At 53.5% G+C, this 19240-nt stretch carries 18 protein-coding genes; 10 read left to right on the top strand and 8 right to left on the bottom strand.

The window, feature by feature from the left end; all coding sequences use genetic code 11:
• Positions 1-182 precede the first annotated feature (182 nt).
• The 4 genes from cdd to IMQ48_RS17610 all read right to left on the bottom strand — a co-directional run bounded on the left by cdd (position 183) and on the right by IMQ48_RS17610 (position 3350).
• Positions 183-1067: a cytidine deaminase gene (cdd, locus tag IMQ48_RS17625; protein WP_196210044.1), complete on the bottom strand. Its 885-nt coding sequence runs from the start codon at positions 1065-1067 to the stop codon at positions 183-185.
• 152 nt (positions 1068-1219) lie between these two features.
• Complete coding sequence (locus tag IMQ48_RS17620; protein ID WP_196210043.1) at positions 1220-1915, bottom strand: CidB/LrgB family autolysis modulator; 696 nt, start codon at positions 1913-1915, stop codon at positions 1220-1222.
• On the bottom strand, positions 1912-2310 hold the full coding sequence (locus tag IMQ48_RS17615; protein ID WP_196210042.1) for a CidA/LrgA family protein: 399 nt from the start codon (positions 2308-2310) through the stop codon (positions 1912-1914). Before IMQ48_RS17615 ends, IMQ48_RS17620 begins: the two co-directional genes overlap by 4 nt.
• Positions 2311-2441: 131 nt before the next feature.
• The gene (locus IMQ48_RS17610; RefSeq protein WP_196210041.1) at positions 2442-3350 is read right to left on the bottom strand and encodes a LysR substrate-binding domain-containing protein; all 909 of its coding nucleotides are present in this window, start codon (positions 3348-3350) and stop codon (positions 2442-2444) included.
• Positions 3351-3476: 126 nt separating this feature from the next.
• Here IMQ48_RS17610 and IMQ48_RS17605 point away from each other — a divergent pair, with 126 nt between their 5' ends.
• The 6 genes from IMQ48_RS17605 (at position 3477) to dusC (ending at position 9468) form a co-directional block, all read left to right on the top strand.
• Complete coding sequence (locus tag IMQ48_RS17605; protein WP_196210040.1) at positions 3477-4835, top strand: aromatic acid/H+ symport family MFS transporter; 1359 nt, start codon at positions 3477-3479, stop codon at positions 4833-4835.
• 11 nt (positions 4836-4846) lie between these two features.
• On the top strand, positions 4847-5884 hold the full coding sequence (gene gtdA / locus IMQ48_RS17600) for a gentisate 1,2-dioxygenase (RefSeq protein ID WP_196210039.1): 1038 nt from the start codon (positions 4847-4849) through the stop codon (positions 5882-5884).
• 15 nt (positions 5885-5899) lie between these two features.
• Positions 5900-6601 carry a fumarylacetoacetate hydrolase family protein gene (locus IMQ48_RS17595; protein WP_148361746.1) on the top strand — a complete coding sequence of 234 codons (702 nt, stop codon included), beginning with the start codon at positions 5900-5902 and terminating at the stop codon, positions 6599-6601.
• Positions 6602-6609: 8 nt separating this feature from the next.
• Entirely contained in the window at positions 6610-7254 is a 645-nt protein-coding gene (gene maiA / locus IMQ48_RS17590; RefSeq protein WP_196210038.1) for a maleylacetoacetate isomerase, read from the top strand.
• Between the two features lie 14 nt (positions 7255-7268).
• Positions 7269-8462 (top strand): 3-hydroxybenzoate 6-monooxygenase, encoded by a 1194-nt coding sequence (locus IMQ48_RS17585; protein ID WP_196210037.1) that lies wholly within the window; start codon positions 7269-7271, stop codon positions 8460-8462.
• A 61-nt stretch (positions 8463-8523) separates the two neighbouring features.
• A complete protein-coding gene (gene dusC, locus IMQ48_RS17580) occupies positions 8524-9468 on the top strand; it encodes a tRNA dihydrouridine(16) synthase DusC (protein ID WP_196210036.1) in 945 nt (314 codons plus the stop codon).
• Positions 9469-9571: 103 nt separating this feature from the next.
• Here the strand turns inward: dusC and yohP are convergent, their stop codons facing one another.
• Both yohP and IMQ48_RS17570 read right to left on the bottom strand, forming a co-directional pair.
• A complete protein-coding gene (yohP, locus tag IMQ48_RS17575; RefSeq protein WP_000698460.1) occupies positions 9572-9655 on the bottom strand; it encodes a small membrane protein YohP in 84 nt (27 codons plus the stop codon).
• Between the two features lie 69 nt (positions 9656-9724).
• A complete protein-coding gene (locus IMQ48_RS17570) occupies positions 9725-10459 on the bottom strand; it encodes a class I SAM-dependent methyltransferase (RefSeq protein ID WP_196210035.1) in 735 nt (244 codons plus the stop codon).
• Positions 10460-10628: 169 nt separating this feature from the next.
• On the opposite strand from IMQ48_RS17570, the gene mdtQ reads away from it, so the two are divergent.
• Positions 10629-12068: a multidrug resistance outer membrane protein MdtQ gene (gene mdtQ, locus IMQ48_RS17565; protein WP_196210034.1), complete on the top strand. Its 1440-nt coding sequence runs from the start codon at positions 10629-10631 to the stop codon at positions 12066-12068.
• A gap of 18 nt (positions 12069-12086) precedes the next feature.
• On the opposite strand, the gene IMQ48_RS17560 is transcribed toward mdtQ, so the two are convergent.
• The gene (locus IMQ48_RS17560) at positions 12087-12665 is read right to left on the bottom strand and encodes a DedA family protein (protein WP_196210033.1); all 579 of its coding nucleotides are present in this window, start codon (positions 12663-12665) and stop codon (positions 12087-12089) included.
• A gap of 422 nt (positions 12666-13087) precedes the next feature.
• Here IMQ48_RS17560 and IMQ48_RS17555 point away from each other — a divergent pair, with 422 nt between their 5' ends.
• Together IMQ48_RS17555 and pbpG are read left to right on the top strand one after the other, a co-directional pair.
• Positions 13088-13675 (top strand): Yip1 family protein, encoded by a 588-nt coding sequence (locus IMQ48_RS17555; protein WP_196210032.1) that lies wholly within the window; start codon positions 13088-13090, stop codon positions 13673-13675.
• Positions 13676-13855: 180 nt separating this feature from the next.
• The gene (pbpG, locus tag IMQ48_RS17550; RefSeq protein ID WP_196210031.1) at positions 13856-14803 is read left to right on the top strand and encodes a D-alanyl-D-alanine endopeptidase; all 948 of its coding nucleotides are present in this window, start codon (positions 13856-13858) and stop codon (positions 14801-14803) included.
• Positions 14804-14866: 63 nt separating this feature from the next.
• Here pbpG and dld read toward each other — a convergent pair whose 3' ends face one another.
• On the bottom strand, positions 14867-16579 hold the full coding sequence (gene dld / locus IMQ48_RS17545; protein ID WP_196210030.1) for a D-lactate dehydrogenase: 1713 nt from the start codon (positions 16577-16579) through the stop codon (positions 14867-14869).
• 232 nt (positions 16580-16811) lie between these two features.
• On the opposite strand from dld, the gene bglX reads away from it, so the two are divergent.
• Positions 16812-19109 carry a beta-glucosidase BglX gene (gene bglX, locus IMQ48_RS17540; RefSeq protein WP_196210029.1) on the top strand — a complete coding sequence of 766 codons (2298 nt, stop codon included), beginning with the start codon at positions 16812-16814 and terminating at the stop codon, positions 19107-19109.
• Positions 19110-19240: the final 131 nt, after the last annotated feature.

Raw genomic sequence — 19240 nt, 5'->3', positions numbered from 1 at the left:
CTAGAGCACCCATTCAAAAATATTGAATTAAAATTTATTTTCTAACCACTTGAAAAATAAAAACTTTTTTGTAATTTATAACTATTCTTGTAGGCCGGATAAGATCCTAACGCGTTGCCATCAGGCTATGGCGATAATGCCGGATAGCGACGGTGCCTTATCCGGCCTACATTTCGACCTTTTTAGGCTAACAAAACGCGATCGATATGGTTGCAGCCCAGGGCTTTCAGGGTAGCGGCAGTGGCATCCCACTGGATCAACGGCGCATCGGCTTTTTCTGCCAGCACGGCGCGTTGAATGTCCGGATAATCGTAACCATTCAAGTTCAACAGGTTTAATGCGCCCTGCAGCGGAGGCAGAGTGGGGTTGAAGGCGGCGTTTTCAGCGTAGCTGCCGCTGAAGATTTTACCGTCTTTGCATTCCAGCGCCACACCACTTGGGGCGTTACTGTACGGCATATGGCAGCGGTTGGCTGCGGCGATAGCCGCCTGAGTCAGCGCGTCACCTTGCGGTGCAAAGCCGTGATCCTGCTCATCCATCAGCAATGTCTTGATGTCGAGATCTTTCGGGCCAAAAGCATCGGGCAGATAGTCACGCAGTGCGTGTGGCTCACGGCCCGGCAGATGAATGCGTAAATCCAGCCCGCTGTTCAGTTCGTTCATAAACTGACGGCAGTGGCCGCAGGGGGTGTAGTTGACCGTAATGGCGGCGAGTCCTTTTTCTCCGCGCAGCCAGGCGTGGCTGATGGCACTTTGCTCGGCATGAACGGTTTGCTGCATCGTCGCGCCGAGGAATTCCATATTGCCACCAAAATACCAGTTGCCACTGACGCCGCGCGCAATGGCACCAACGTTAAAGTGGGATAGATCGGTACGTGCGCAGGCGGCAGCCAGCGGCAGCAGAGCGAATGCCAGCGCGTCTTCGTCCAGTCCTGATTCGCGTTTCAGCAAAGAGACCTGCTCCGCAGTCAGCATGGCGGGGAAATGCACATCCGCCAGAAGGGGAGCCAGAGCTGATTGCACGTTACCCGCGAGTTGGGCAAAAGCAGTTTGAAAACGTGGATGCATGGCGATGGATGCCTCATAACAATGTAATGGGATCGTAGTTTACGGGCCTGTTACGGCTTTATGTGTGATCCAAATCTCATTGTGTATGCAACTTATGAAACTTAAATGGAAAATGTGCAACGCATCGCAAATAAATGGCCTGAAAACATCGGTTAACCGACCACGGCCAGAATCACCGGGAACAGAAAAGGGGCCACCAGGGAGGTGATAATCCCACAAATAACCAATGCCAAAGAACTGAACGCGCCTTCCTGGTAATCGAGCTCCGCGCAGCGCGCCGTACCCAGGGCGTGTGACGCGGTCCCCATTGCCAGTCCACGCGCCGCCTTGGTGCGAATGCGCATCGCATTTAACAATGTATGGCCGAATACCGCTCCAAGGATCCCAACAAAAATGACGCAGACGGCGCTGATAGCCGGGATGCCGCCGATGCTGCCACCCACCGCCATGGCGATAGGCGTGGTCACCGATTTTGGCATGATTGACGCAGCAATTTCTGGTGATGCTCCCATCAGTAAAGCAATAGTTGTCCCGGTGACCATCGCCACAATGCTACCGGCAAAGCAGATAGCAATAATGGATTTCCAGCGGGCGCGGATTTGGTGCAGCTGTTCATACAGCGGGTACGCCAGTGCGACCACCGCAGGTTGCAGCAAATCGTTCAGCACTTCGCTGCCTTTGAAATAGTGATCGTAGGGAATACCGATCAGGATCAGAAAAGGGATGATCACCACCATGGCAACCAGCAGCGGGTTCAGCAGTGGCATTTTGATCCGCATCGCCAGCTTACGTGCACCAAAAAAAACTGCCAACGTGAGGGGTAACGACCACCAGATATACGCCATCATTTTTTTGACCCTTTTTGCCCAACGATTTTGCGTTCACCGTGCACAAGGTGTGAACTCCAGCTCACCACCAGGAAAACGACCAGCGTACTGATGGTACAGGACACCACTACCGGTCCAAACTGGGCACGCAGCAAGTCAAAGTACTGCATGATCCCGACGCCAATTGGTACAAACAACAGTGCCATGTAGCGAATCAGGACGTAGCAACCGGGGTTAACCCATTTGGCTGGCAATATCTGCAATGCCAGCAAAACAAACAGAATCAGCATGCCGATAATGCTGCCCGGAATGGTGATAGGCAGCAGTGAGGCAAGAAAAATACCCGCATACAGGCAGGCATAAATCAGGACAAACGCGCGTAAATATTGCCAGATAATGTTCAGTGACTTGCTCATAGTAGAAACCCTTGACGAGACGTATTCATCATACAATTAAACTTAAAAACGTGCTACCGATCACATCATGAATTCTAAGCATAGAGGAAATAGATATCTGGAACATTGGGCGATGACCCTAACTATCCGCGCTAAACCTGTGCCAGGTAATACAGAAAACGGTTCAGGGCGGTAGTGGGCGTTTCATTGTTGCGCCAGAATACGCCCACGCTGCCTTTTTGTTCAATCTTCGGCAGATTCAAGATAGCCAGCTGTCCCTGGGCGGCATAACGTTGCGCCAGGCGCAAAGAAAGAATAGAGATCATATCGCTACTTTGCAGCAAGTTGGTGCTGACGTTTATCGACGCCGATTCAATGATGTTTTCCGGCAGCATGACGCCGTTATCAACCAGTGCGTTGTCAATGCTTATCCGGATGGGGGTTCCTGTCGGCCAGACAATCCAGCGCCAGTTAGCCAGATCGTGCCAGGTGAGCAGAGGATATTTTGCCAGCGGATGATCGGGGCGGGCGACGAAACAAACTGGCTCGGTATACAGCACCTGGTAATTGAGCGGCAACTGAAGCGCCCGGCCACCGACGCGTCCGACGACGACATCCACCGAACCCGCGAGCAGATCGTGCAGCAGCGGGGTCATTACCTTCTCTTCAATATTAAGATGCAGGGTTGGCAATTCTTTAAGCAAACCCAATATCGCCAGTGAAACGCAGTCGGTCGCGACCGGCGAGCAGCCAATTTTCAGACTTCCCACCAGGCCGCCTTGTTTAAAACGGGCGATTTCATACTGCGAACGTTCCATATCATTAATCAGGCGTTGGGCGTGCTGCAGGAGCAGCTTGCCGCCTTCGGACGGACGTAATCCTTTGCTATGACGTTCAAAGAGCGTGATGCCAATCTCATCTTCGAGCTGTGATAACCATTTTGACAATGCCGGCTGGGTGATATTCATCATCCGGGCGACGTGAGTCAAATTTCCCTGTTCGCCCAGCGCGATAAGCGTTTGCAGGTGGTGCAACTTAAGTTTCTGCGCCCAGTTAGCCATTTGCTATAACCTCCAGGTTATACCTCTGCATGAAAAGCCATTGTACATTTCATCTCCAAACATACAAAGTCGCAACATACCTAAAACAAAACAGACATCTACTCTACCTGCACTGAGGCATTTACTATGACTCATCAACGTGATCTACAAACACTGATCGATTCCGCTCCCGTCGGTAAGACCCAGTGGCGCGTTATCATTTGCTGTTTTCTGGTTGTTATGCTCGACGGTTTTGATACTGCGGCTATTGGCTTTATCGCACCTGACATTCGCACTCACTGGCAACTGACTGCTGGAGATCTGGCGCCGCTGTTTGGTGCAGGCCTGCTGGGGCTGACCGCTGGCGCACTGCTCTGCGGCCCGCTGTCCGATCGTTTTGGCCGTAAACGGGTCATAGAACTCTGCGTGGCGCTGTTCGGTGCACTGAGTCTGATCTCTGCTTTTTCACCTGATCTGCAAACGCTGGTTATTTTGCGCTTCCTTACTGGGTTAGGCCTGGGCGGCGCAATGCCAAATACCATCACCATGACGTCAGAATACCTGCCTGCGCGTCGGCGTGGCGCGCTGGTCACCATGATGTTCTGTGGTTTTACCCTGGGATCGGCGATGGGCGGGATTGCCAGCGCACAACTGGTGCCGGTCATTGGCTGGCACGGCATTCTGGTGCTGGGGGGCGTTCTACCTCTGATGCTGTTTGTGGCCCTGCTGTTTGCGCTGCCGGAGTCCCCGCGCTGGCAGGTTCGTCGCCAGTTGCCGCAACACGTGATTGCCAGAACCGTTAGCGCCATCACCCGGGAACGTTATGACAATACCCATTTTTATCTCAACGAGGGTGCTGCGATTGCTAAAGGCAGCATTCGCCAGCTGTTCGTCGGGCGACAACTGTCCATTACCCTGATGTTATGGGTGGTGTTCTTTATGAGCCTGCTGATTATTTATCTGCTCTCCAGTTGGATGCCAACGCTGCTAAATCATCGCGGAATTGACCTGATGCATGCCTCATGGGTAACTGCCGCCTTCCAGATTGGCGGTACGCTCGGTGCGCTGGCGCTGGGGGTACTGATGGATAAATACAATCCTTTCCGTGTGCTGGCAGTGAGCTATGCGCTGGGCGCGGTGTGTATCGTCATGATTGGTCTGAGCGAAAATGGACTTGGTCTGATGGCGCTGGCTATTTTTGGCACCGGTATCGGCATCAGTGGCTCTCAGGTTGGTCTCAATGCGTTAACCGCCACGCTTTATCCGACGCAGAGTCGGGCCACAGGCGTCAGCTGGTCTAATGCGATTGGCCGCTGTGGTGCGATTGTCGGTTCGCTTTCTGGCGGCGTGATGATGGCGATGAATTTCTCTTTCGATAACTTGTTTTTCATTATTGCTGTACCGGCGGCAATCAGCGCGGTGATGTTAGCCCTGCTGACGGTTGTTATCCGCCAGTCGGCCTCTGCCTCAAATACTCTGCCACGAGCAGGTGTTGTGAATGAATAAGGAGAATCCCTATGTCTGAACTGAATCAGGATGTTAAAAACAGCCGTCAGCAGTTTTACCAGCATATTTCCGGGCAGAATCTGACCCCGCTGTGGGAGTCGCTGCACCGCCTGGTACCGCCAACGCCGAACGCACATTGCGCTCCTGCGTACTGGAACTATCGCGAGATCCGCCCGCTGCTGTTGGAAAGCGGCGATCTGATTGGTGCGAAAGAGGCGATTCGCCGCGTGCTGGTGTTGGAAAACCCAATGCTGCGCGGACAGTCTTCAATCACCCCAACACTGTACGCCGGATTGCAGTTAATCATGCCGGGTGAGGTTGCGCCGAGCCACCGCCATAATCAGTCCGCACTGCGTTTTATTGTCGAAGGGAAAGGGGCATTTACCGCCGTAGATGGCGAGCGCACCCAGATGCATGAAGGCGATTTTATTCTGACGCCGCAGTGGCGCTGGCACGATCACGGTAACCCGGGTAGTGAACCAGTGGTGTGGCTGGATGGTCTGGATCTGCCGCTGGTGAATCTGCTGGGCTGCGGCTTTGCGGAGGATTACCCGGAGGATCAGCAGCCGGTTACGCGCAAGGAAGGGGATTATTTACCGCGTTATGCGGCCAACATGCTACCGCTGCGTCATCAGAAGGGTAACTCATCGCCAATTTTCAACTATCGCTACGATCGCAGCCGTGAAGCGCTGCATGACCTGACCCGCATAGGCGACGCCGATGAGTGGGACGGTTACAAGATGCGTTACGTCAACCCGGTAACGGGTGGTTATCCCATGCCTTCAATGGGGACCTTCCTGCAACTGTTGCCAAAGGGCTTTGCCTCTCGGATGGCGCGTACCACCGACAGCACTATTTATCACGTGGTGGAAGGAAGCGGACAGGTCACGATTGGCAATGAGACCTTCAATTTTTCAGCAAAAGATATCTTCGTGGTACCAACCTGGCACGGCGTGTCGTTCCAGACCCGCGAAGATACCGTCTTATTTAGTTTTTCGGACAGACCGGTTCAGGAAGCACTGGGGTTGTTCCGTGAAGCACGTTATTAATTTGGGAGAGAGAAAATGACGCAATATGTATTCGAACCACAAGCGCCTGTTACCGTTCCGGTGGTTGGCAGTGATGAACAATTTCCCGTGCGTCGCGTTTACTGCGTGGGGCGTAACTATGCCGCTCATGCGCGTGAAATGGGCTTTGATCCGGATCGCGAACCGCCGTTCTTCTTCTGTAAACCTGCCGACGCGGTGGTTCCGGTGGCGGCCGGTCAAATCCTCGAACTGCCGTACCCATCGCAGACCGATAACTATCACTATGAAATAGAACTGGTGGTGGCGATTGGCAAAAAGGGCAGCGACATACCGCTGGAAAAAGCGCACGAATATATCTGGGGGTATGCCACCGGTCTGGATATGACCCGCCGCGACAGGCAGATGGAGATGCGCCAGATGGGGCGTCCGTGGGAAATTGGCAAAGCGTTTGATCTCTCCGCGCCTATCGCGCCGCTGCATAAAGCCAGCGAAAGCGTGGATGTTAACAATGCGCCTATCTGGTTGCAGGTCAACGGTGACGATCATCAGCGTAGCGATATTCGCCACCTCATCTGGTCCGTTAATGAAACTATTAGCTATCTGTCCGGCTTTTTCGAACTGCAGCCGGGCGATTTGATCTACACCGGTACGCCGGAAGGCGTGGGTGCGGTGGTGAAAGGGGATGTGATTACCGGAAATGTAGACGGTTTAACCCCCATCGCCGTGAAGATTGTTTGAGGTGGATGATGAAGCTGTACAGTTTCTTTAATAGCTCCGCCTCATATCGGGTGCGCATTGCGCTGGCGCTGAAGGGGCTGGATTACCAGACGGTGGGCGTCAACATTCGCATCGGTCAGCAGAATGAGCTGGCCTACCGACGGATGAACCCGGTGGGGCTTGTACCGACGCTGGTCACTGATGATGGAGAATCGCTCGGACAATCGCTGGCGATAGTCGACTGGCTGGATGGCCACTTTCCGCAGTCACCGCTGCTGCCTGCCGACTTCCCGACGCGCAGTAAGGTGCTGGAAATTGTCTATGTCATCGCCTGTGATATCCATCCGGTGAATAACATGCGGGTGCTGCGCTACCTGAGCGAAGAGTTAAAGGTCAGTGAAGACGATAAAAAACGCTGGTATGCGCACTGGATCCAGCAAGGGTTAAGTGCAGTGGAACAGCTGCTGCGCCAGAGTCACTCGGGGACGTTCTGCGTGGGCGATACGCCGACGCTGGCGGATTGCTGTCTGATCCCGCAGTGGGCGAACGCGTTACGTATGGGCTGCGATCTGAGCGGATATCCGCGCTGTAAGGCGGTATATGATGCCTGTACTCAGCTTCCGGCGTTTATTGCTGCCGCACCCGAGAATCAACAAGACAAAATTCCAGCCTGATAAGGAGAACGACAATGGCTAAAGTGACACGCGCAATTATCGTGGGTGGCGGGATTGGCGGCGCGGCGACCGCGCTATCGCTGGCCCGTCAGGGAATTAAAGTGATGCTGCTGGAGAAAGCGCACGAGATTGGTGAAATTGGCGCGGGTATTCAGCTCGGGCCGAACGCGTTCTCTGCTCTGGACAGCCTTGGTGTGGGGGACATCGCCCGCCAGCGCGCCGTTTTTACCGATCACATCACCATGATGGATGCGGTAAATGCGAAAGAGGTTGTACGCATTGAAACCGGGCAGGCGTTCCGCGATCACTTTGGCGGTCCATATGCGGTTATCCATCGGGTTGATATTCACGCCAGCGTCTGGGAAGCGGCGCTGGTTCATCCCAACGTTGAATATCGCACTTCAACTAACGTGGTTGATATTCGCCAGACAGAGAATGATGTGACGGTATTTGATGAGCACGGCAACAGCTGGACGGCGGATATCCTGGTGGGCTGTGACGGTGTGAAGTCGGTAGTTCGCCAGTCTCTAATTGGCGATGCGCCACGCGTGACCGGGCACGTGGTCTATCGCGCCGTGATTGATTGCGACGATATGCCGGAAGATTTACGCATTAACGCACCGGTGCTGTGGGCCGGGCCGCACTGTCACCTGGTTCACTATCCGTTACGTGGCGGCAAACAGTACAATCTGGTGGTGACCTTCCATAGTCGTCAGCAGGAAGAGTGGGGAGTGAAGGATGGCAGTAAAGAGGAAGTACTCTCTTATTTTGCCGGAATTCATGCGCGTCCGCGCCAGATGCTGGATAAACCGACATCATGGCGGCGCTGGTCAACCGCTGACCGTGAGCCGGTAGAGAAATGGGGTACCGATCGTATTACGCTGGTGGGGGACGCTGCACACCCGGTGGCGCAATATATGGCGCAGGGAGCCTGTATGGCGCTGGAAGATGCCGTCACGCTCGGTAAGGCGTTACAGCAGTGTGACGGCGATGCGGCTGATGCTTTTGCCCTGTATGAGTCGGTGCGTATTCCACGCACGGCACGCATTGTCTGGTCAACGCGCGAAATGGGGCGTGTTTACCACGCCGCAGGCGTTGAGCGTCAGGTGCGTAACCTGCTGTGGAAAGACAAATCGCAGGCGGAATTTTATCGCGGTATGGAATGGCTGTACGGCTGGAAAGAAGATAACTGCCTGTTGCCGCGCTGAGCCTCTTTAATCTCCCGAACGGAGGCGCTACCATAGCGCCTCTTTTTTTGCGGGTGACGATATGCGTGTTTTACTGGCGCCAATGGAAGGCGTGCTCGACTCACTGGTGCGCGAGCTGCTGACTGAAGTGAATGATTACGATCTGTGCATCACCGAGTTTGTGCGCGTGGTGGATCAGCTCCTGCCGGCAAAAGTATTTCATCGGATCTGCCCGGAGCTGCATAACAACAGCCGGACGCCATCCGGCACGCGGGTTCGCATCCAACTGCTGGGGCAGCATCCACAATGGCTGGCAGAGAACGCGGCCCGCGCGGTTGAGCTGGGATCGTACGGTGTTGATCTAAACTGCGGCTGCCCGTCAAAACTGGTCAACGGCAGTGGTGGCGGCGCAACGTTGCTGAAAGATCCTGAGCTTATCTATCAGGGCGCGAAGGCGATGCGAGAGGCGGTACCGGACCATTTGCCGGTAACGGTGAAAGTGCGCCTGGGCTGGGATAGCAGCGACCGGCAGTTTGAAATCGCCGATGCCGTTCAGCAGGCCGGGGCCAGCGAGCTGGCAGTTCATGGTCGTACCAAAGAGCAGGGTTATAAAGCGGAGCATATCAACTGGCAGGCTATCTGTGAGATCCGCCAGCGTCTTACGATTCCGGTTATCGCCAACGGTGAAATCTGGGACTGGAAGAGCGCACAAGAGTGTATGGCGGTCACCGGGTGTGACGCGGTAATGATTGGTCGTGGGGCGTTAAATATCCCTAACCTCAGTCGGATAGTGAAATACAATGAACCACGGATGCCGTGGCCTGAGGTGGTGAAACTGCTGCAAAAATATACCCGGCTGGAAAAGCAGGGCGATACCGGGTTGTATCATGTAGCGCGGATTAAGCAGTGGTTAGGGTATTTGCGCAAAGAATATTCAGAGGCAACAGAACTGTTTCAGGAAATTCGTGCGTTAAATAATTCGCCGGATATCGCACGTGCGATTCAGGCTATCGAGATTACTGCCTGATCTCAGCTCCAGTAGGCCGGATAAGGCGTTTACGCCGCCATCCGGCATCAGAGAGAATAATAGCCTGAGATTTATGCTATCAGGCCTGGGCGAAATGACGACATCAGAAAATCATCTTAAACACGCCAGTAACCACCAACAGTCCAATCAGAAAAATAATTAAAATAGCCCACAGCAGAATTTTCATTAGCTTTCCCTTTTTGGTAAGTTCAGGTTGAGTATAGGAAACTATTAAAAAATCTGCCTGCAGGCACGATTATGCAGGTTTACGGGCGCTGAGTAGAAACACCATCGGGCGCTCTTTTTCTTCATCCAGGGCGGGGTTGGCGGCAATTTGTTCGGCAGAGGGTCCCCACTCATCAAGACACACAATTTCAAATCCGGCGCCAATTAGCGTGTTGACCCAGGTTGCCAGCTTGCGGTGTTGTTTTTTAACCCCTTCAGCAAACCAGTTGCTGATGCGCTCACCTTCCTGCTGATAGTGATTCACTGGCCAGGATTGCTGCCCGGTTTTATCTTTTATCCAACCCTGGGTAAGTGGTGCAGTATAAATAGGGTGTTCTGCCGAAAAGACCAGCATACCGCCTGGTGTTAATGAGTGGTAAATCGTTACTAATAATCGCTCTATATCCTGCAAATAGTGCAGGGCGAGCGAGCTGTAAACCAGGTCCAGGGAATTTGCGGCCAACGTAAGCGCTTCAAGATCTTCGCGCTGGTACGAAATACCCTCTCCGGGCGTCATGCTGCGAGCCTGGGCTAACATCTTCTCTGAAATATCCAGACCCACGACGCTTGCCGCGTGGTTATCGCGTGCGTAGCGGCAAAACCAGCCGTATCCGCAGCCTAAATCGAGAATGCGCTTACCTTGTAACGGAGGGAGCATAGCTTGTAATGCTGGCCATTCGGGGGCGCCGTCAAGTCCTTTGACGGAGCGGTCCAGCGTGGCATATCCGGCAAAGAAGTGCGGATCATCATAGATATTTTGTGACATCGTGCCTCCATTCATAAATTATTAGAATTATTTTATCCGTATTATTAAACGGGGATATATTTTTCTAATTATATATTTTGATGTCCAAAGATGTATTGCCACGCGTAACTAAAAAAGCATGCGCAACAAGTCGTACTCTTTGCACATCATTTCTTACCTGTATACCTCCATGAATCGTAATTCTGTGCTTCTTACTGCGGCATGCTTGCCGCTTTTTATTCTGCTGCCCGGTTGTGCCCCAATGCACGATACTCGCCAGTCACTTTCACAGCAGACGCCAGCTGCAAACGTCGATTCCGCGTTACCTGCGGCATTAAAAAATGGTTGGCCGGATAGCCAATGGTGGAAGGCGTATCACGATCCCCAGCTTAATGCGCTGATTGATAGCACGTTAAAAAACTCTCCTGATATGCAGGTGGCAGAGCAGCGTATCCAACTGGCGGAGGCGCAGGCGAAGGCCGTTGAGGCGCAGGACGGCCCGCAGATTGATTTCTCGGCGGACGTCGAGCGTCAAAGAATGTCGGCTGAGGGTCTGATGGGCCCGTTTGCCATTACCGATCCGGCGGCGGGCACCACCGGGCCGTGGTACACCAACGGCACCATGGGGTTAACCGCTGGCTGGAACCTGGATCTGTGGGGCAAGAACCGGGCGGAGGTAACAGCACGAATCGGTGCGGTAAAAGCGCGTGAGGCCGAGCGTGAGCAAACCAGACAACTGCTGGCAAGCGGTGTCTCTCGTCTGTACTGGGAATGGCAAACGCAGGCGGCGCTGAAGACTGTGCTGACGCAAATCGAAACCGAGCAGCAGAACGTGATTACTGTCGATCGTCAGCTGTATCAAAACGGTCTGACTTCTTCAGTGGAAGGCGTTGAGACCGATATTGATTCCGGCAAAACGGAGCAGCAGCTCAATGACGTTAACGGGAAAATGAAGGTCATCGAGGCACGTTTGAGTGCGCTGACCAATACGCAATCCACCTCGCTGAAGCTGCATGCCACAACGATGCCGGTCGTCGAAAGTCAGCTGCCGTCGCAGTTAGGTTATTCCCTGCTGGCCCGCCGACCAGACCTGCAGGCGGCACACTGGTACATTGAGTCTTCGCTGAGCAGCATTGATGCGGCGAAAGCGGCATTTTATCCCGACGTTAACCTGATGGCTTTTCTGCAGCAGGACGCCTTACATCTGAGCGATCTGTTCCGCCATTCCGCCCAACAAATGGGGGTAACAGCCGGATTAACGTTACCGATCTTCGATAGCGGCAGACTGAATGCGAATCTCGACATCACCAAAGCGCAAAGCAACCTGACCGTGGCCAATTACAATAAAGCCGTGGTTGATGCGGTAAATGATGTCGCGCGTGCGGCAACGCAGGTGGATACGTTGGCGCAGAAGAATCAGCATCAGCTGCAGATAGAACATGACGCGCAGCGGGTGGTGGGACTGGCACAGGCTCGGTTTAACGCCGGTATCATTGCGGGTTCTCGCGTCAGCGAGGCAAAAATTCCGGCGCTGCGTGAACAGTGTAACGGCCTGATACTACAAGGTCAGTGGCTGGATGCGTCTATTCAGCTCACCAGTGCCCTGGGTGGCGGATACCACGCGTCCTGATACGCGGACCCGGCAGATTCAGACTGTCGGGCCCGTTTTTCGTTTACTGCGCCGTTTTATCCACCAGCGGGCGGTCACCACTATCGCCACCACCAGCACCAGCCATACCCCATGCTTGATATGCTGGTCGAGGCTGTGCAACCACGGCGCAACGACTTCTCCGCCCACATAGCCAAGGGTGGTAAACAACAATGCCCACACCAGTGCCCCGAGAATATTCAGCGGTAAAAAGATCTTCGGCGGCAGGTGGCTGGCACCAATCAGCAAAGGGCCAATGACCCGAAAGCCATACATAAAACGCGTCCCGACCACGAACAGGTAAGGGCGCCGTTGGATCATTTTTTGCGCAGAATGTATTTTTGCCTGATGGCGCGAGAAACGCTGGAGAATTTTGCCGCCGTAACGCCGACCGAGTAGATAAAGTAACTGATCGCCAATCATGCCCCCCAGCGCGACGGAGAGCACCACTAGCGGAAATTTGAGCAGTCCCTGATGCGCCGCAATGCCGCCCAGCAGGGTGATGGTTTCGCCTTCAGCCAGGCTGCCAATGATTAGCGCCGCATAGCCGTACTGCGCAATAAGACTGTTTATATCCATACGTCTGTATGACCTCCATAGCGCTTAGCATACACCCGATGAATTGTTGATGCCGGAAAAGACGTGTAGTAGCGTTCTAATGCTTGTCAGTTAAGTATTATGAAGGACATGTGATTCTGGCTCAGGGCGCGTTTTGCAGAGATGCTACCTCGCGCCCGACCCGGTAGCCTGAAGGAATAAGCGGAGGGTATTGCGCAGCAACAATTTTCCCGCTGGGAGCCGGGATTGTTAAGGGTACGCCGGAGGTAACAGATTCATTACCTCCGGATGTTCCGCTCTCAGTTATCGTGACGGTTACTCTACTTCGTTAACTAACTGACATTCGCCGTAGCGATCCGGTATTTTCTCTGTGTACATAAAATAATCAAAAGCTGAATTATACTTGAAGTGTTGAGGTCCGGAGCTGACAAGAAGGGGGCGGTATGAACCATGTCTGGGGGCTATTTTCCCATCCCGATCGTGAAATGCACGTGATCAACAGCGAAAACGAAAGCGTTTCGCATCACTATACCCACCATGTCCTGCTGATGGCGGCAATCCCGGTCGTCTGCGCATTTATTGGCACCACGCAAATCGGCTGGAATTTTGGCGACGGCAATGTATTGCAGTTATCCCTGTTGACCGGATTTGCGATGGCAATTCTGTTTTACGGTGTGATGCTCGCCGGCGTTGCTGTTATGGGCAGGGTTATCTGGTGGATGGCACGTAACTATCCGCAGCGTCCGTCGCTGGCACATTGCATGGTCTTTGCCGGCTATGTCGCCACGCCGCTGTTTTTAAGCGGGCTGGTGGCGCTGTATCCGCTGGTCTGGCTGTGTGCCTTAGTCGGAACCGTCGCGCTGTTTTACACCGGCTATTTGCTGTATCTCGGCATCCCGACATTCCTGAATATCAGCAGAGAGGAAGGGCTCAGCTTTTCCAGTTCAACGCTGGCAATCGGTGTCCTGGTGCTCGAGGTGCTGCTGGCGATTACGGTGATCCTGTGGGGGTATGGATACCGATTGTTCTAAGGTAACCATCTGTCTACGTCGTGTTGCTGGTGTAAAAGCCAGCAACGCAGCATTTCGAGATGATTCTCCGGTGGCGGCAATGCTGTCGGGTGGTTATCATGCCTGAGCTAGCTTGAGATTATTCTCTATCTCGGGCGGTGTGCGTTGTGACGTGCGTGAACCATTATCAGAAATCTCATCATGCTTAAATTCCGAGTTTCATTATTAAGCCTTGCCCTGGTGCTGGCAGTCCCATTTGCACCCCAAGCCGTGGCAAAAACGGCGGTTACAGCAGCAGCTTCTCAACCCGAGATTGCGTCTGGTAGTGCGATGATTGTTGATTTGAATACCAACAAGGTCATCTATTCGAACCATCCGGACCTTGTGCGTCCGATTGCGTCGATCACCAAATTAATGACGGCGATGGTGGTGCTGGATGCACGACTGCCGCTGAACGAAAAGCTGAAAGTGGATATCAGCCAGACGCCGGAAATGAAAGGCATCTATTCTCGTGTGCGGCTGAACAGTGAAATCAGCCGCAAAGATATGCTGCTGTTGGCGCTGATGTCATCGGAAAACCGCGCGGCGGCAAGCCTGGCGCATCATTATCCTGGCGGTTATAACGCGTTTATCAAAGCGATGAATGCCAAAGCGAAATCACTGGGGATGACTCAGACCCGCTTTGTGGAACCGACAGGGTTATCCATTCATAACGTGTCGACCGCCCGTGATCTCACCAAATTGCTGATTGCCAGCAAACAGTATCCGCTGATTGGTCAGTTAAGTACCACGCGTGAAGATATGGCCACCTTTGCTAATCCTGCGTATACGCTGCCGTTCCGTAACACCAACCATCTGGTGTACCGCGATAACTGGAATATTCAGCTTACCAAAACCGGCTTTACCAACGCGGCGGGTCACTGCCTGGTGATGCGCACGGTCATCAACAATAAACCGGTGGCGCTGGTGGTAATGGACGCCTTTGGTAAATACACCCACTTTGCTGATGCCAGCCGTTTACGTACCTGGATAGAAACCGGCAAAGTGATGCCTGTTCCTGCGGCGGCACTGAGCTATAAAAAGCAAAAAGCCGCACAGATGGCGGCGGCGGGTTCGGCGACCGGTGAACAAACCGCGCAGAATGATTAAATCATAGTGCAGGCAAGCGAAGCGCCCCGGCAACGTGCCCGATGGCGCTTACGCTTATCGGGCTTACGATTCTTTCCAGAATTTCTGCTTACTGGTTTTACCGATCCCTGGGTTCATGCTGTTGGTCGGATCATTTTCGCGATAAAAACGCGTCAAGGTTTCCGGGGCTTTGTACAGGTGTCCCACGTTGTGCTCTGCCGGGTACTGCGCCCCACGAGCCTGCAACAGTTCCAGCATCTGCTCTTTCAGCGCATGTGCATCTACGCCTTTCTTTACAATGTAATCCTGATGGAAGACGTAGCACATAAAGTGCCCGTAATAGAGCTTATGCACCAGCTTACTATCGATTTCGGGCGGCAGATGCTCGTACCATTCGGTGTCGTTACGGCGCAGCGCAATATCCAGCGCCAGAATATCTTCGACTTCATCGGCATGGACGGCCTGATAGCGAATCGCCGCCCCGGCTGCAGCAAAGCGGTGTAAAAAGGCTTTGCTACCTTCTTCCGGCGTACAGGCAAAGAAATCGCCCTCGGCGGCTTTGAAAAACTCAGTCAGCCAGCTTTGTGCTTCGGCCACGCCGCCACCGGCCATTTTTAACAGCAGATGGTGTTCGTATTTATCGCGCCAACTTTTCATCCGTGCCGGTAAATGGCTGGGGAATAAATGCCCAAATTTCTGCATGGCACGGTCGGTAAAGTGCGGGCGGAAAATTTTCACTTTTTCCAGCATCGCGTCGGTACGGCCTTTCAGGGTAAAGAAGAACGGCATTTTGTCGGTGCCGAGCTTGTCGATCATCAGAAATGTATCTTTGCCGTACTGCTCGGCGATATCGTAGATATCACGGTGCATATATTCACCGGCGACCGGCAGGTGCTCAAACTTTGCCAGAATATGGCGGCGGATCTCTGTCAGCACCTCTGGCTGATTAGTACCGATATAAAACACCTGCTGGTTTTTCTCGGCTTCAAAGGTGTCGAGGCGCACTGCAAACACCGCAAGCTTGCCCGCGCAGCCGGAAGATTCAAACAGCCGATCCGGGTCGGCGTTATAGCGTGCGGGGGTATCAGCGTCGATATCTCTGACGCGGGTAATGTAATCGTGGTCGTGCGCGTGACGCCCGTCGTGATGCACATCGTCATCTTTAATGCGTTCGTCATCAAGTTTGCTGAGGATCTGTTCCGGCGTCTGACCCAGTTCGATGCCCAAATGGTTGACCAGCTGTAATTTGCCCTGTTCATCAATACGTGCAAACAGCGACATCTCGGTGTATGCCGGGCCGCGCTGCACCAGCGAGCCGCCGGAGTTGTTGCAAATCCCACCAATTACCGATGCGCCAATGCACGAAGAGCCGATCACCGAATGCGGTTCGCGACCAAATGGTTTGAGTGCTTTCTCCAGGGAGTAGAGCGTGGTGCCGGGGTAGGCCAGAACCTGTTCGCCTTTGTCGATGACGTGCAACTTGTCGAGGCGCAGGGTGCTGATAATAACAATCTCGCGATCGTAGTCATTGCCGCTCGGCGTAGATCCTTCGGTTAGCCCGGTATTGGCGGCCTGCATCAGGATAATTTTGTCGGCTATGACGCAGGCGTTCAGGACACGCCATAGTTCCAGCAATGAGCCAGGAAAGACGACAGCTAGTGCCTCGCCCTGACCTGAGCGGAAGCCCTTGCGATAGCGGGCCGTTTTAGACGGTTCGGTGAGCAGGTGCGAATGACCCACCAGACGGGCCAGTTCGTTAAGCAACGCTTTATTATCGGTTGTTGTAATGGAAGACATTCTCCACTCCTTGTGGTGGGCAAAAATATCAGAAACAAGCATAGCGCTTTGTATGACAATACGCTTTCTCATTCAGGTTGTCTCTGAATTGACTGTGCTTCATTCATCCCGGTTTTGAAAATTAGGAGAATAACCTTAGCTTTCTTTATCTCTCCCGTTTAGGCTTACGGCAAACTGCGGTTTTTGTTATATTTTCGCTGCATCGTCGGGAAAAAATAAAGAGAGAATCAACATGAAATGGCTTTGTTCTGTAGGTATTGCGGTGAGCCTGGCGTTGCAGCCAGCGCTGGCGGACTCCTTGTTTGGTAACCATCCGCTGACCCCTGAAGCGCGGGATGCATTTGTGACCGATTTACTCAAACAGATGACCGTCGATGAGAAGATCGGCCAATTACGTTTGATAAGCGTCGGGCCGGATAACCCGAAAGAAGCCATCCGTGAGATGATCAAAGACGGGCAGGTCGGGGCGATTTTTAACACCGTTACCCGTGAGGATATCCGTAAAATGCAGGATCAGGTGATGGAACTCAGTCGCCTGAAAATTCCTCTCTTCTTCGCTTATGACGTGCTGCACGGTCAGCGCACCGTGTTCCCGATAAGCCTCGGTCTGGCGTCGTCGTTTAATCTGGATGCGGTCAGAACGGTCGGTCGTGTTTCAGCGTATGAAGCCGCAGACGATGGCCTGAACATGACCTGGGCACCCATGGTTGATGTCTCGCGCGATCCGCGTTGGGGACGCGCCTCAGAAGGTTTCGGGGAAGATACTTATTTGACTGCCACGATGGGCAAAACCATGGTGGAAGCGATGCAGGGTAAAAGCCCGGCCGATCGCTATTCAGTGATGACCAGCGTCAAACACTTCGCCGCCTATGGTGCAGTAGAAGGCGGGAAAGAGTACAACACCGTGGATATGAGTCCGCAGCGGTTGTTTAACGATTATATGCCGCCGTACAAAGCCGGGCTGGATGCCGGGAGCGGGGCGGTGATGGTGGGTCTTAACTCGCTGAACGGCACGCCTGCTACCTCTGATGCCTGGCTGTTGAAAGACGTGCTGCGCGATGAGTGGGGCTTTAAAGGGATCACCGTTTCCGATCACGGCGCGATTAAAGAGCTGATCAAGCACGGCACTGCCTCCGATCCGGAAGATGCGGTGCGTGTAGCGATCAAATCCGGCATCAACATGAGCATGAGCGATGAGTATTACAGTAAGTATCTGCCGGGCCTGATTAAGTCAGGTAAAGTGACGATGGCTGAACTGGACGATGCCGCGCGTCATGTGCTGAACGTCAAATATGATATGGGGCTGTTTAACGATCCGTACAGCCATCTGGGGGCCAAAGAGACTGACCCGCAGGACACCAACGCGGAAAGCCGTTTACACCGTAAAGACGCGCGTGACGTTGCCCGCGAAAGTCTGGTGCTGCTGAAGAACCGTCTGGAAACGTTGCCGCTGAAGAAATCGGGGACCGTGGCAGTCGTCGGCCCACTGGCGGACAGCAAGCGTGATGTGATGGGTAGCTGGTCGGCAGCAGGCGTTGCCGAACAGTCGGTGACGGTGCTGACGGGCATTAAAAATGCGCTCGGCGATAAGGGCAAAGTGGTGTACGCCAAAGGGGCGAATATCACTAACGATAAAGGCATTGTCGATTTCCTCAATCTGTATGAAGAGGCGGTGAAAGTTGATCCGCGCTCGCCGCAGGCCATGATTGATGAAGCCGTCAAGGCCGCGCAGCAGTCAGATGTGGTGGTTGCTGTGGTCGGTGAAGCACAGGGTATGGCGCATGAAGCCTCGAGTCGGACCGATATCACGATTCCGCAAAGCCAGCGTGACCTGATTACCGCGCTAAAAGCCACCGGCAAGCCGCTGGTACTGGTGCTGATGAACGGTCGTCCCCTGGCTCTGGTGAAAGAAGACCAGCAGGCTGATGCGATTCTGGAAACCTGGTTTGCCGGGACGGAAGGTGGTAACGCCATTGCCGATGTACTGTTTGGCGATTACAACCCGTCAGGTAAACTGCCGATGTCTTTCCCGCGCTCTGTCGGGCAGATCCCGGTCTATTACAGCCACCTGAATACTGGTCGTCCGTATAATGCCGATAAGCCGAACAAATACACCTCACGCTACTTTGATGAAGCTAACGGTCCGCTGTATCCCTTTGGCTACGGCCTGAGCTACACCACGTTTACGGTTTCTGATGTGAAGCTTTCTGCACCGACGATGAAGCGTGATGGAACGGTCACTGCCAGCGTGCAGGTAACTAACACCGGCAAACGCGAAGGGGCGACGGTGATTCAGATGTATTTACAGGATGTGACCGCCTCCATGAGTCGCCCTGTCAAACAGCTGAAAGGATTTGAGAAGATCAATCTCAAACCGGGCGAGACGCAAACCGTCAGTTTCCCGATTGATATTGAGGCGCTGAAATACTGGAACCAGCGTATGCAATACGATGTGGAGCCGGGCAAATTCAACGTCTTTATCGGCGTAGATTCCGCCAGAGTGAAGCAGGGCGAGTTTGAACTGCTGTAATCGCCTGGCAAGTCCGCGTCAGGCCTGATGTCGCTACGCTTGTCAGGCCTACAGACTCATTCCCTCCGGCAAAGCCAACCCAGGTTTTGCCGGTCTTTTTTTATTTATCACCAACTTACTGCTTATAATTT

This window comes from Citrobacter sp. Res13-Sevr-PEB04-36, assembly GCF_015672735.1.
Classification (GTDB): Bacteria; Pseudomonadota; Gammaproteobacteria; order Enterobacterales; family Enterobacteriaceae; genus Citrobacter.
The sequence above is the reverse complement of the archived record's forward strand: the minus strand, read 5'-3'. Positions and strand labels throughout refer to the sequence as shown.